This is a genomic window from Sinobacterium caligoides, assembly GCF_003752585.1.
Lineage (GTDB): Bacteria > Pseudomonadota > Gammaproteobacteria > Pseudomonadales > Sinobacteriaceae > Sinobacterium > Sinobacterium caligoides.
On record NZ_RKHR01000003.1, the window covers coordinates 477811 to 489636 of the forward strand.

Sequence of the window (11826 nt, forward strand, 5' to 3'; positions counted from 1 at the left end):
CATCCCTATAGGCTTATCGTATTAGACTCAATACGCCAGCAGTTACTCTGGCTTCTCTGAGCTTACAATCCACATCGCATAGAACTGAGCACCACCACCATAGGCGTGTCCCATAGCCGTTTTGGCATTAGGCACCTGGTGATCACCACACTCGCCACGAACCTGCTGCGCTGCCTCTGCGAAGCGAATCATGCCAGAAGCACCGATCGGGTTTGATGACAAGACGCCACCGGATGGGTTCCATGGTGTATCGCCTCCCTCATGTAATGATGTTACACCTTCCATCGTTAACTTCCAGCCCTCACCTTCCTCAGCGAAACCGAGGTTTTCAAGCCACATAGGCTCATACCATGAGAACGGCACATAGATTTCAGCGCAGTCGATCTGCTCACGAGGGTTGGTGATACCAGCCTGTTTGTAAACGTCAGCCGCGCAATCACGTCCGGCTTGAGGGTTAACCTCTTCACGACCAGCGTACATAGTCGGCTCTGAGCGCATGGCAGTACCGCGAATCCACGCAGGCTGTTTAGTCGCCTTATCGGCCAGTTCCTCATTAACGATAACCATTGCACAGGCACCATCAGAGGAGGGGCAAGCCTCGAGAAAGCGCAATGGATCCCACAACATGGGCGACTCGGCAACCTGTTCTTCAGTAATATCAGGTAGCTGTAAGTGTGCTAACGGGTTCTTCGAGCCATGAATCCGATCCTTTGTCGCAACGCGAATACCGACATCCAATGGCGCACCAGAGCGGCGAATATATTCACGAATAATCGGCGCGAAGTAACCGCCTGCACCAGCGTTTAGGTGTGGGGAGAATGGCTGCGGGTTGGATAGCGCCCACATTGCATTCGACTCTGATTGTTTTTCAAAAGATACGGTTAACACACGGTCGTAGACACCGCTCTCAACATGAGTTGCCGCTACGATAGCCGTCGAACCGCCCACTGAACCTGCGGTATGCACACGCATCATCGGCTTACCGTTACAGCCAAGAGCGTCCGCCAGATAGAGCTCGGGCATCACGATGCCCTCAAACATATCCGGCGCCTTGCCAATCACTACGGCATCGATGTCATCCCACGTTAGCTCCGCGTCCGCCAAGGCATTAACCGCCGCCTCACGCACCATGCCTGCAATAGAGACATCACCACGTTTAGTTTGATATTTTGTCTGCCCCACACCGACGACGGCAGCGAGGACGCCCGCTTTATTATTATCTGACATTAGCTCGCCTCCAGTACGGTGACCATATTGTGTTGCAGGCAAGGCCCGCTCGTTGCGTGTGCGACACCGCGCTTAGCCTCACCCTTAATTATGCGCATTGCCACTTCACCAATACGGTCAAGTCCCGCACACATCATTAGGTTACCCGCTAACGGGCCGCCGGATAGATTCACCTTAGTCGTATCATCAAGACCTAGGGCCTTTTTAACGATCAGCTCTTGATGACTAAACGGCGCATGAATCTCGGCGATATCAATCGGTCCCTGGCTCACGCCAGCCTTCTCGGCAGCAAGAACTACAGACTCAGAAACAGCAAGATCACGCGCACCAAAGTTATGCGATTCTATACGATGCTCAATACCGCTAATCACTGCGTAAGGTAACCCCCACTCCTTTGCCTTCTCAACGGTGCAAATCACCATCGCCGAAGCACCATCTGAAACCGGTGGGCAGTCATGCTTGCGTAGCGGTGCAATATATTCCGGCTCTGCCAGCAGCTGCTCGACACTATAATCGCCCTTAAGCTGAGTGTTTTCATTATTCTTCGCGTTGCTACGGGAGGCCTGCACCACCTCGGCCATCTGCTCGGCGGTAAACTCCCCGCTATCAATGCCTGCTCTCGCCTGCATCGCCGCCAAACTCACACTATCCGCCCATAAGGGCGCATAGTAATAGGGGTCCAACTGCTGTGACAGTACAAAAGGTAGATCGCCCGGGCTGGATTTAGCAAAACCATAGATCAACGCAGAATCAGCCTGACCCGCTTTAATTTTCAAATATGACTCATACAGCGCCCAGGCTGCATCCATCTCGACATGAGACTCTTTGATCGGAGGAACCGCACCTAATGCATCGACACCGGCAACAAAGGCAAAGGATGCGCCCTGCAAATAATCGCAGCTACCGGAACAAGTGAAGTCAACCCCTTGAACATCTTCTAAACCCGCCGCATTCAATGCAGCGCTCACCACAGGCATGATGAGCTCAACTTCGTTCTGTGCACCCGCATCCCGTAGGATCGGTGACTGTGCGAAGGAAACGATGGCAATATCACGCATTTTTAAGTCTCCCTATCTCATCAATCGGCATATCTGGCTCGTCAAGTGGACGGAAATATTGAATATTCTCCATTGCATGGGTCCACTCCTCCTCAGCTTTCCATATAGCCTCAACACGCATACCAATACGTACATCCGCATTATCAACATCGGAGATCAGGTGCAGAAACGATTGATGGGCGCCATCTGCCATCAAATTGGCGATAACATACGGAGGTTTAATCGGGTTGTTAGGGATCGGTATATAAACGATAGTGAATGACTGCACTGTTGCCTTATTGGTCAACTCAACCTCGCGTACCGTCGGCACACCACAGGCAGCACAGGAGCCTCGTGGCGGGATATACACGTGCTGACACTTAGGACACTCCTGCCCCACCAATTTGCCATTGCGCAACTCAGCCAAAAAGCGTGTCGTTGCACCACCAGCGGTAAAGTTATATGTCAGATACATCGGCGCTTCCATGCCGGTAATCATCTCTTTTTCTTCACTCATCATAATCCCCCTAGGCTGGTTCAAAGCAATTGATATCAGTGACATGGCCACGCGTGGTTTCAGCCCAGCGCACCTTGACCTTCATACCTGTCTTCATCTTGTCGATACTACCGGCATCAACCATATGCAACATGGGAACATCACTGCCATCAAGTTGTACCAAGGCAAAGGCAAAGGGCTGCTGCAGCAAATGCTTCGATTGCGGCTCGGCAATCCAGCTCCACGTTTTCACCACGCCGGTCTCGGCAACCTCAACAAACTCAGTGATTTCCTCTGCCGTTCTAGGGTCAAATTCCATCGGGGGTACATAGACCGTTCCATCGCTCGCTTTATTGCCGACAACCTTGCGGTCACGCAATTCCGTTAAAAAACGGCCGACGACTGGACCGGTAGAGCGTGTGTAGGTAAAACCTAGCTCAAAGGCCTGGCTTAACACCTCAGACTCGGTACTAGACATACGTCGTTCTCCTAATTGTTATTATTAACCACTCACGCAATATTTATTGATTGCGCCAGGGGGGATTATCAATCGAATTTGTCAGTAAATAACTCTGCGAACAAAGCCTATAACGGGCAAACCCCGTCGCGGCAAAATAGGCTTATAAGCGCCGTAGGCAGTGTTTCTACCGTTATTTAGTATTTAATACCTAAGACAATGAGACAATGGCATTTCAACTCAATATCGCTGTCAAATATGATCAGGACTGCACATACTGTGCGCAAGGGAAACCAACATTAAGCGTTGCCACTAACGTAGACTTACACAGCCATTTACCAACTATAACTGGCGCCTTATAACGGCTGTTACATCAAGGTAAAGGTAAGTTGATGGCCGACTACAGCGACACCTCGACATAGCCACGCATCTGTCCGACACTCGCATCTACCGTCCTCATCGATTGGAACAGTAAACCCAGCGGCACCCAAGTCGCGGGGTATTTATGTGCCGCCGTATCCATGATTAATACGCTATCGGTCCTGCGATCATACGCCGCTAACGGTGAAATATGCCCTGAGCGTTTCTGCCCCAATACTTGCCGCTGATAATTTACCAGCAAGTAATCTCCCTTGGTTGATAAGTTTCTCTCAACAACGCGACGAAATTCTTGTTCATCAATATCGTCAGCATGCTTCACGACTACCTCGACATCATGCGCCGTGAGCAGTGCCGCTAAGCCCTCCAGCGACATCCCCGCAAAAGCAACCTGCTTAATCGAGCGCACATCATGGGTTTTTGTTGTAAAGAAACTAAACTGACTAACCTCTGTGCCCAATGCCTTGAGTACAGCCACACTGCTTGCAACACCACAAAAACTAAGCAGCATTTGCGGCTGATAGGTGGCCGATAAAGCGGGGTAATCAGCCGAGTCAGTCGCCCTTGATAAGCGCTTCTCACCTTCTTTGCTATCAACACTAATCAATGGCTTGACTAATGGCTGCGGGTTTTCATAGGGGTATAATTTCCATACAACGTAACCGCCGGCAGTGAGCAATAATGTGATAATGAAAAAACCACAAGCTATTAACGTCTTTTTCATTGTCATCCGACTTTCCTTTGTTTTATTTTTAGTTAAAGCTCTCTAGAAATAGTGCGGCAGATCATAGTACTCACCATCAAACTGCTCACCATCAAACTTCAGCAGCATCAAACTTCAGCAGCATCAGTGTACTCAAACCATGATTACTCGGCACCGACCTAAAGCCAAGTCTTTCGTATTTTTTGACCGCGATATCAGAAAACAAAAACACCGCTAAAGAACCACGCTACACAGGAAATCGACAACATGATGGAAAGGTAAGGAAAGTAAATCGTAAAGACAGTAGAAGCCAAGTGTTCATTGTCTAATGATAAAGAGGAAAGTAATGCAAGGGGGGGGGGAGTTGGGTGGGGTACCAGCCACATCCCGGCACATGAGTCGATAACTACCGTTGCTCCCTTCCAGGCCTGGCGGAGTTCGCTATCTATCATTGCGAGAGGACCGATACCCCATAACAAATGGCCCAAGCCTGTCGGCTCAAAGCGGGGACGATTATGCTCAAACCTCCCCTCCAATGCAAGGGTTGCTAGCAAGAAAAGAGCAATTTTTCGCTCCTAGACAAATAACAACTCAACACCGGTGCAATCGTTCACCATTACGTTGACCATTAAGTGGCTTATCAATCACGCTAATGGGGTTGTCGAACACCGCAAAATAGAGTGCAATGAACTGAAATGCTCTCGACATGCCTGCGCTGCAGCCAAGAGTGACAAGGATACAACAACAATAACTAACACAGAGTACTATCCCAATGCGTTTTGCCTACAATCCCTGCATGCCCGACCCACAACTCTATATACCGTTGGCTAAAACTGTTGAAGAAAACGGTTTCGACGCGATCAGCTTACCGGATAGCGTCTGCTACCCGAAAATAGCCGACACCAAGTACCCTTATAATGGTGACGGCTCTCGTAACTTCTTAGAAAACATGCCCTTCTTAGACCCGTTTACGGCCATCGCGGCAATGAGTGCAGTTACCGAAAACTTACACTTCACGACTAGCGTACTGAAAACCCCGATACGCAACCCCGTCTTGCTCGCCAAACAGATTAGCTCTCTGGCTGTTCTCTGTAACGAAAGAATATCACTAGGCCTCGGTCTAAGCCCTTGGATCGAGGATTTTGAAATCTGCAACGAACCATGGCCAAAGCGTGGCAAGCGCATGGATGAGATGCTCACCATCATTCGCCGCCTAATGACAGGCGAATACTACGGCCACGACAGCGAATTTTACCAAATCCCCGAGTGTAAAATCTGTCCCGTCCCCAATAATCAAGTTCCCTTGTTGATCGGCGGACACGCCGAGGCAGCACTAAAGCGAGCCGCTAGAGTCGGGGATGGCTGGATCCATGCGGGCGGCGATATTGCCACGCTAACACCGTTGATCAGCCGCCTGAAAGAGTTCCGCGAAGAATACGGCGTCGCAGATAAGCCTTTCCAGATACACGCCATAACTGCCGACGCGTTTAGCGTTGACGGCGTGAAAAAACTAGAAGAGCTCGGTGTCACGGAGTGCATCGTTGGCTTCCGCAACGCGTATAACGGCCAACCAGACACGGCAAGTCTTGAGCAGAAAGAAACTGAGATTAAATGGTTTGCCGACACCATTATCAGCAAGCTATAAGCACTAGGCTATAAGAAAGTCCGCGCTATAGCCTTAGTAAAAGGTTATAGCGTTAGAAATTGAGCGCATGAATTAAAACTTCTTTTATAACAAAACCCAACACCCCTAGCCCAAGCGCACCAAAGATAATAAAACCACCAAACTTACCCGCATTAGACTCCTTTGCCAGTTTATACATAATGTAAAACATATATAGAATCAAACCACCCACGAGGATAGTGACAGAATACGAGGCAAAAGCTTCCTCAGTCATAGCGCACCTTATATTGAGACTGCAAAGAGCGGCAATAATAACAGTATTTATCCCCCCAACCCAATAACAAGCCACTCTCCTCAGTCTTATACCACGGCAAGAGCAACCTACAGCGGCTTTCAACGTAAACGGACACCACAGAAACTAGCTGGCAGCCCCCTGCTCACAGCGCCCTATTGATCAGATATGACACTAACATAAGCTATTTTGAACATTGTCCTCTGCCCCCACTCTGTCGATACTTAAATCACAGTAATCATCCATGCCAACGGTGATGAGATCGGTCCCGGTCCTCAGCAATAAAGTTGGCTTGCTAAAAATCATAACCACGATGATCGACACACATTAAAGATTGATAGGGAATACTATGCGCACTGAACTCTGTAAAAAGCTCGGCCTTGAAAGCCCAATTTTTGCCTTCACCCATTGCCGCGATGTTGTCGTTGCGGTCAGTAAAGCCGGCGGCATAGGCGTACTGGGGGCGGTAGGTTTCTCTCCTGATAAGCTCCGCGAAGAGCTCGACTGGATCGACGCTCATATCGGCGACAAGCCCTACGGTGTCGATGTCGTCATCCCACAGAAATACGAGGGGATGGGAGAAATGGATCCCGCCAAGCTCGAGGAGATGGTCGCGAGCATGGTTCCACAGGAGCATCATGACTTCGCAGCCAAGCTCTTGAATGATCACGGCGTGCCCGAATGGCCCGATGAAGATGACAAGATGGGCCTTCTCGGCTGGAACGAAGCGATCGCGACTCAGCTAATCGACGTTGCGCTAGAGCGCCCAAATTGTCGTCTAATCGCCAACGCTCTCGGTACACCTCCTGCTGATATTATCAAACGTATTCAAGACTCTGGACGCCTTGTTGGTGCGCTCTGTGGTCGTGTTAAGCAGGCAGTCCAGCATCGTGAGGCTGGGCTCGACTTCATCATTGCCCAGGGCGGAGAAGGCGGCGGCCACAGCGGTGACGTCGGCTCCATTGTACTTTGGCCCCAGATTATCGAAGCTGTAGGCGACACCCCTGTTCTCGCCGCTGGCGGTATCGGTAACGGCAAGCAAATGGCCGCCGCTATGTGCTTAGGCGCTGCCGGGGTTTGGACTGGCTCTCTATGGCTCGCCGTCGAAGAAGCTGAGGCTGAGCCCGCACAGAAGCAGTCATACTTCAACGCCACCAGCGAAGATACAATCCGCTCACGCTCTTGGACCGGCAAGCCTTGCCGCATGCTCAAGAACGAGTGGACCGAAGCATGGTCTACCGAAGGCAATCCAGAACCACTCGGCATGCCAATGCAAGGCATGGTGACGGGAGATGCGATTCGCCGCACCCATCACTATGCCGCCAAAGGTGACTGCCAGAAGGTTGCCTTTAACCCGGTCGGTCAGGTTGTTGGCCAAATTAACAGCGTTGAATCCACACGCGGCGTCATCGAACGTCTACTGAATGAATACGCCGACAGCATAGAGCGCGTTAACGACCTACTGGAAGCATAAACACTTCCTGATGACGAAAGCCTTACAGCCAACAGCTGCAGGGCTTTTTCTCTTTCTAGCCCCCCCTCCTTACTTTTACCGCCCTGATCAAGGTCTTACCGGTATTCACTTCCCTCTTCTGCACCAATACGTCACACTGACGGTATCACTGTAACTCTGAAAAATGATACAGGCGCCTATCCATTAGCCAATGATGAGCTCCCTCTACACGATGAAGAAGCGACCCCCTCTATTAATCATCATAGCGCTCATAGTGCTACTAGCCCTGAGCCTGTCGTGGTGGTCTCGAGACCGTCTAGCAGCAAGCCTTGCCAATACCCTGCTGCAAAAGCAAGAAATCGTTATCGATCATTTGCGATGGGGTTACAGCTACCCCGCAACGCTTGTGATAAACACCGTGCAGCTTGAGCACCCCCAGGCCACCATCAACATGGCCAAGCTCAGCTATGACATGACAAGTAACGAGCTGGTCGTTGATAATATCGACATCCAGCACCACCCAGTCGAAAGCAGTGTTGACAATAAAACAACAAGTGGGAGCTGGTCGCTTCCTCAGTGGCTACCACAGCTCAGTGTTCATCAGCTTGCTATCTCATCGCCCTGGCTTAAAAAGCCCTTCAAAGCACGCCTATCACAACAGCGGAGCAATGAGCTCATTATCGATGCTGGCTGGCAGGCTAGAATCAGCCTTAAACAACATCAACTACACGGCGCAATACGCTGGCAGCTCTCCGACCTCGCACTCATGTTTGAACAGCCAATGCCGCTCAACGCCTTACTGGAAACCACCTTTGATTTCGATGGCCAATACTTTCAGAGCCAACATCATATCGAGTTGGCGGACACCGTTGAAGAATGGCCTTGCAGCCCTTTAGTTGAAGCCTCAGGGAACTTTGACTTTAACTACAACATCGCCAATAACCAAGGGCTCGCGCTACTTAACAAACTGCCGATCACTGTTACCCCAACCCCTCACTGCGCACTGCTCGATTCGGTTCCTGTCTCTTTAAGACCAACCAAAGCCACACTAAACATCGACACCCCTATCAGTATCGACGATCAGACAGTCTACCTTACACATGCCTCACTCCAACTGCAGGGCAGCGAGTGTCATTACCTGCTCGAACTTAAAAAGCTCGTCATGACAGAGATGAGGACTATAGAAAGTCATTATCAGCTGAGCATGAACGGCCCTCATACTACTCATCTTCAGTCAGAGGGCGAATTAAGCGCCAGCACCGACAACAGCAACAGCAACAGCAACACTCATTGGCAGATAAACAGCCCCAAAAACCATTTCGATACAGCACACCTTCACTTAAATGACATCAAGGCCGACAAGCTAAGCTCAACCTTTCATTTCTCCGCCGACGACAGTAAGGGCCTCAGTATCGGCGGCCAGTACAGCGCCGCCAGCTTGCAGCAGGGCAAAACACTTAAGCTTAGCGGCATCAGCGGCAACTTCGACCTCTCGGGAAGCCTTGCGGGGGAGCTCAAGGGCCTCGTTAATAATCGTATTGCCGATCTCACCGATTATTCTCAAGCCGAAACGACATCACTTCAAGCGGTCAACAGCAAGCTTAACCTAAACCTCAAAGCCAATGGCAGTGCCCGCTTCGATGGCAAGACGGCAATCCGCAGTGGCAAAATAATGGGCTACAAGCTTGGTTCACTGCGCATAACACACGCAGGCAGCTGGTCCGACAATCAGCTCGCCAGCAATCACCAGTTCACTACGCCAGCAGGACTTGAGCTAACACTGCAACAACACGAGCAAAAGCTACTAATCCAGCTACCGCGCCAAGGCATACTCGGCATCGAGCCATTTCTGAGCCAAATCGATAGCCAGTTCGACCTCAGCAGTGGCTGGATGGCCGCAAAAGCCAACGTCGACCTAGCCAGCATGCAGATAGATTCCTCTCTCAAGCTGGTTAACATCAATGGCCACTATCAAGACTACGAAATTGAAAACTTCAACTTTAGGCCAAAGTTCCAATTAAAAAATAACAAGTTGGATGTTTCACCATCCCCGTTATCACTCACTCGCCTCTCCGTTGGCGTCGATATCACCCAGCTGCACACAATCATTGGCAGCCGTGACGGCAATATCGAAGCGCGAAATATTATTGGCCAGGTTTTCGACGGTCACTTTCAAGTCCCACTGCTCACTATCGATAGCCACCCGCAACAGGCGATCATTGAGGCCTACCAAATTGACGCAAGCAAACTGATCAGTTTAGAACAGCAGTCCGGTATTACTGTCAGCGGCCGCCTACGTGGCCAGCTGCCTCTACATATCAGCCCCGCTGGTGTAGAGATCAAAGATGGCTACCTCGTCAACCAGGGACAAGGCAGCCTACGGATAGAGAATAATGCCGCTTTTGATGGCGTCAAAGCCCAGCAACAGGAATTAGGGCACATTTTATCACTATTAGAGCATCTAGATTTTACTGCAATCGATAGTCAGGTTAATCTAAGCACTGAGGGTTGGTTATCGTTGAAGATGCAAATACAGGGGTACAATGCCCCGCAAGCTCAACAAGTCAACTTTAACTACCACCACGAAGAGAATATCTTCACCCTGATGAAAGCCATGCGCATGGGCGACATCATCGAAGACCAAGTCATACAAGGCTTTGAGGATAAATAATATGAAGCACACTCTGGGTGTCACCGTCCTGCTGCTACCGCTAATGGCGTGTACACCAACGGTCCAGATCGCCGCAAAGGATCCTATTACCATCAACCTGAACGTCAAGGTTGACCATGAAATCCGTGTCAAAGTCGATAAAGAACTTGACGATATCTTTAGTGATGACAGCGGCCTCTTCTAAGCCTCCAACACAGGAGTTTACCTTATGAAAAACATAGCAATACTCAGCTTTCTCCTCACCAGCTGCCTCTATTTCTCCTCTGCCATGGCACTCGATATAGGCGAAGCCAAGACTCGTGGCCTCGTCGGTGAAAAGCCAGATGGTTATGCTGCGACCATTAAATCTGACCCCGAAGCCAAGGCGCTTGTCGATGAGATCAACGCCAAACGCAAGGCCAACTACCAAGCGCTAGCAAAAAAGAACAAGCTCTCACTCTCGCAGGTAGAAAGTCTAGCCGGCGATAAATCGCTAAAGAAAACCGCCAAGGGCCACTACATCTATCAAAATGGCCGCTGGGTGAAAAAGTAAGACCTCCACCGAGCAACTCCGTGGGCGAGACGGCATCATCGTCTCGCCCACATGATCCACCTCATCTTTTCTCCTAATTCCTCGACGATGTATGCCTCTGTGCCGCAAGGCATGTTATTAGTAAGGACTTGCACGAATAGTAATCAATCTCTTGTGCCCTATAATTTGCTTCCATACTAATGAGATAGCAGGGGTTACCAATGACTCGCTCTGTTTCCGAGCACACTATCCGGGCACTGACCGACGACCTAGAGCTCATAGAAAAGCACATCTATAACGGTCACTTAGAGCTTGCTCTTCGCCAGCTCAACCAGACCCGCCAAGTCGCCGAACAGAACATTCATCGACTGGCTGTAGACGAGCGATTAACGTCACTATTCAATAAGCACTCTAATTAGCCTCCCAAAGGAGTTACGCCTTGCTTGAGATCAGTACCATTGGACAAATCGTTCGACTTGCCGTTGCCCCCGTTTTCCTACTCTCAGGAATAGCCGCCCTCCTTGGCGTGCTTACCTCCCGCTTCGGTCGTATCACCGACATGGCTAGGGCTGTTGAACGCCAATACAACCTGATCAAAGACCACGAGGATGATGAGGTAATGCGTCACTCCCTGCACAATATGTGGAAACGCGCCAGGCTAATCAACCGTGCTGTCGGCCAATGTGTCACTGCTGCCTTACTCATTAGTTTTGTCGTTATATTGTTGTTTCTCGGACACTTGGTGCCGATGGATCTTTCGACCCCGATCGAAATGTTATTTGTTCTCGCCATGACCCTACTCAGCGTCGGCCTAATGAACTTTTTCCGTGAGATTCACATGGCAACAGACAGCTTAAAGATGGAACTGACCATCGCTGACGACAACCTTGCTCACATCGATCGATACAGCCAATAGATAGTAACAAAGACTCTATGAGCGGAGGCTGCACTAAAGGGCGCTCCGCGATAGCAAGCTA

General features: G+C 50.2%; 14 protein-coding genes and 1 other RNA gene. 8 read left to right on the top strand and 7 right to left on the bottom strand.

From position 1 onward, the window contains the following. Window positions 1-42: 42 nt before the first annotated feature. The 6 genes from EDC56_RS02325 to ffs form a co-directional block, all read right to left on the bottom strand. Window positions 43-1227: a thiolase domain-containing protein gene (locus EDC56_RS02325; RefSeq protein ID WP_123710912.1), complete on the bottom strand. Its 1185-nt coding sequence runs from the start codon at window positions 1225-1227 to the stop codon at window positions 43-45. Further along, entirely contained in the window at window positions 1227-2285 is a 1059-nt protein-coding gene (locus EDC56_RS02330) for a thiolase domain-containing protein (RefSeq protein WP_123710913.1), read from the bottom strand. The genes EDC56_RS02325 and EDC56_RS02330 overlap by 1 nt, the downstream gene beginning before the upstream one ends. Next, window positions 2278-2781, bottom strand: a complete 504-nt coding sequence (locus tag EDC56_RS19745) for a Zn-ribbon domain-containing OB-fold protein (RefSeq protein ID WP_211333532.1) — start codon at window positions 2779-2781, stop codon at window positions 2278-2280. The genes EDC56_RS02330 and EDC56_RS19745 overlap by 8 nt, the downstream gene beginning before the upstream one ends. Window positions 2782-2791: 10 nt before the next feature. Then, a complete protein-coding gene (locus tag EDC56_RS19750) occupies window positions 2792-3238 on the bottom strand; it encodes a Zn-ribbon domain-containing OB-fold protein (protein WP_211333533.1) in 447 nt (148 codons plus the stop codon). Window positions 3239-3617: 379 nt separating this feature from the next. After that, window positions 3618-4325 (bottom strand): phytochelatin synthase family protein, encoded by a 708-nt coding sequence (locus EDC56_RS02340; protein ID WP_123710914.1) that lies wholly within the window; start codon window positions 4323-4325, stop codon window positions 3618-3620. A 344-nt stretch (window positions 4326-4669) separates the two neighbouring features. After that, window positions 4670-4766: signal recognition particle sRNA small type (gene ffs, locus EDC56_RS02345), an RNA gene on the bottom strand. Between the two features lie 304 nt (window positions 4767-5070). Between ffs and EDC56_RS02350 the strand changes: the two genes are divergently transcribed. Continuing rightward, window positions 5071-5943, top strand: coding sequence for an LLM class flavin-dependent oxidoreductase (locus tag EDC56_RS02350; RefSeq protein WP_123710915.1), 873 nt, complete (start codon window positions 5071-5073; stop codon window positions 5941-5943). Between the two features lie 52 nt (window positions 5944-5995). Here EDC56_RS02350 and EDC56_RS02355 read toward each other — a convergent pair whose 3' ends face one another. Next, a complete protein-coding gene (locus EDC56_RS02355; RefSeq protein ID WP_123710916.1) occupies window positions 5996-6196 on the bottom strand; it encodes a DUF2788 domain-containing protein in 201 nt (66 codons plus the stop codon). 367 nt (window positions 6197-6563) lie between these two features. Here EDC56_RS02355 and EDC56_RS02360 point away from each other — a divergent pair, with 367 nt between their 5' ends. From EDC56_RS02360 to EDC56_RS02385, 7 genes are all read left to right on the top strand, one after another. Further along, the gene (locus tag EDC56_RS02360; protein ID WP_123710917.1) at window positions 6564-7688 is read left to right on the top strand and encodes a nitronate monooxygenase; all 1125 of its coding nucleotides are present in this window, start codon (window positions 6564-6566) and stop codon (window positions 7686-7688) included. A 10-nt stretch (window positions 7689-7698) separates the two neighbouring features. Beyond that, entirely contained in the window at window positions 7699-7842 is a 144-nt protein-coding gene (locus tag EDC56_RS19545) for a hypothetical protein (RefSeq protein ID WP_162844054.1), read from the top strand. A 57-nt stretch (window positions 7843-7899) separates the two neighbouring features. Beyond that, entirely contained in the window at window positions 7900-10338 is a 2439-nt protein-coding gene (locus EDC56_RS02365) for an intermembrane phospholipid transport protein YdbH family protein (RefSeq protein ID WP_162844055.1), read from the top strand. A 1-nt stretch (window position 10339) separates the two neighbouring features. After that, the gene (locus tag EDC56_RS02370; protein WP_123710919.1) at window positions 10340-10522 is read left to right on the top strand and encodes a YnbE family lipoprotein; all 183 of its coding nucleotides are present in this window, start codon (window positions 10340-10342) and stop codon (window positions 10520-10522) included. 24 nt (window positions 10523-10546) lie between these two features. Then, on the top strand, window positions 10547-10870 hold the full coding sequence (locus tag EDC56_RS02375) for a YdbL family probable chaperone protein (RefSeq protein ID WP_123710920.1): 324 nt from the start codon (window positions 10547-10549) through the stop codon (window positions 10868-10870). A 200-nt stretch (window positions 10871-11070) separates the two neighbouring features. Next, window positions 11071-11268 carry a hypothetical protein gene (locus EDC56_RS02380; RefSeq protein WP_123710921.1) on the top strand — a complete coding sequence of 66 codons (198 nt, stop codon included), beginning with the start codon at window positions 11071-11073 and terminating at the stop codon, window positions 11266-11268. Window positions 11269-11288: 20 nt separating this feature from the next. Continuing rightward, on the top strand, window positions 11289-11765 hold the full coding sequence (locus EDC56_RS02385; RefSeq protein ID WP_123710922.1) for a DUF2721 domain-containing protein: 477 nt from the start codon (window positions 11289-11291) through the stop codon (window positions 11763-11765). Window positions 11766-11826 lie beyond the last annotated feature (61 nt).

Excerpts from the sequence above, each read along its gene's own strand:
- EDC56_RS02330 (WP_123710913.1), bottom strand. The coding sequence starts at position 2,285 with ATGCGTGATATTGCCATCGTTTCCTTCGCACAGTCACCGATCCTACGG.
- EDC56_RS02375 (WP_123710920.1), top strand. The coding sequence starts at position 10,547 with ATGAAAAACATAGCAATACTCAGCTTTCTCCTCACCAGCTGCCTCTAT.
- EDC56_RS02380 (WP_123710921.1), top strand. The coding sequence starts at position 11,071 with ATGACTCGCTCTGTTTCCGAGCACACTATCCGGGCACTGACCGACGAC.
- EDC56_RS02370 (WP_123710919.1), top strand. The coding sequence starts at position 10,340 with ATGAAGCACACTCTGGGTGTCACCGTCCTGCTGCTACCGCTAATGGCG.
- EDC56_RS19750 (WP_211333533.1), bottom strand. The coding sequence starts at position 3,238 with ATGTCTAGTACCGAGTCTGAGGTGTTAAGCCAGGCCTTTGAGCTAGGT.
- EDC56_RS02365 (WP_162844055.1), top strand. The coding sequence starts at position 7,900 with ATGAAGAAGCGACCCCCTCTATTAATCATCATAGCGCTCATAGTGCTA.
- EDC56_RS19745 (WP_211333532.1), bottom strand. The coding sequence starts at position 2,781 with ATGAGTGAAGAAAAAGAGATGATTACCGGCATGGAAGCGCCGATGTAT.
- EDC56_RS02350 (WP_123710915.1), top strand. The coding sequence starts at position 5,071 with ATGCGTTTTGCCTACAATCCCTGCATGCCCGACCCACAACTCTATATA.
- EDC56_RS19545 (WP_162844054.1), top strand. The coding sequence starts at position 7,699 with ATGACGAAAGCCTTACAGCCAACAGCTGCAGGGCTTTTTCTCTTTCTA.
- EDC56_RS02360 (WP_123710917.1), top strand. The coding sequence starts at position 6,564 with ATGCGCACTGAACTCTGTAAAAAGCTCGGCCTTGAAAGCCCAATTTTT.
- EDC56_RS02325 (WP_123710912.1), bottom strand. The coding sequence starts at position 1,227 with ATGTCAGATAATAATAAAGCGGGCGTCCTCGCTGCCGTCGTCGGTGTG.
- EDC56_RS02340 (WP_123710914.1), bottom strand. The coding sequence starts at position 4,325 with ATGACAATGAAAAAGACGTTAATAGCTTGTGGTTTTTTCATTATCACA.
- EDC56_RS02355 (WP_123710916.1), bottom strand. The coding sequence starts at position 6,196 with ATGACTGAGGAAGCTTTTGCCTCGTATTCTGTCACTATCCTCGTGGGT.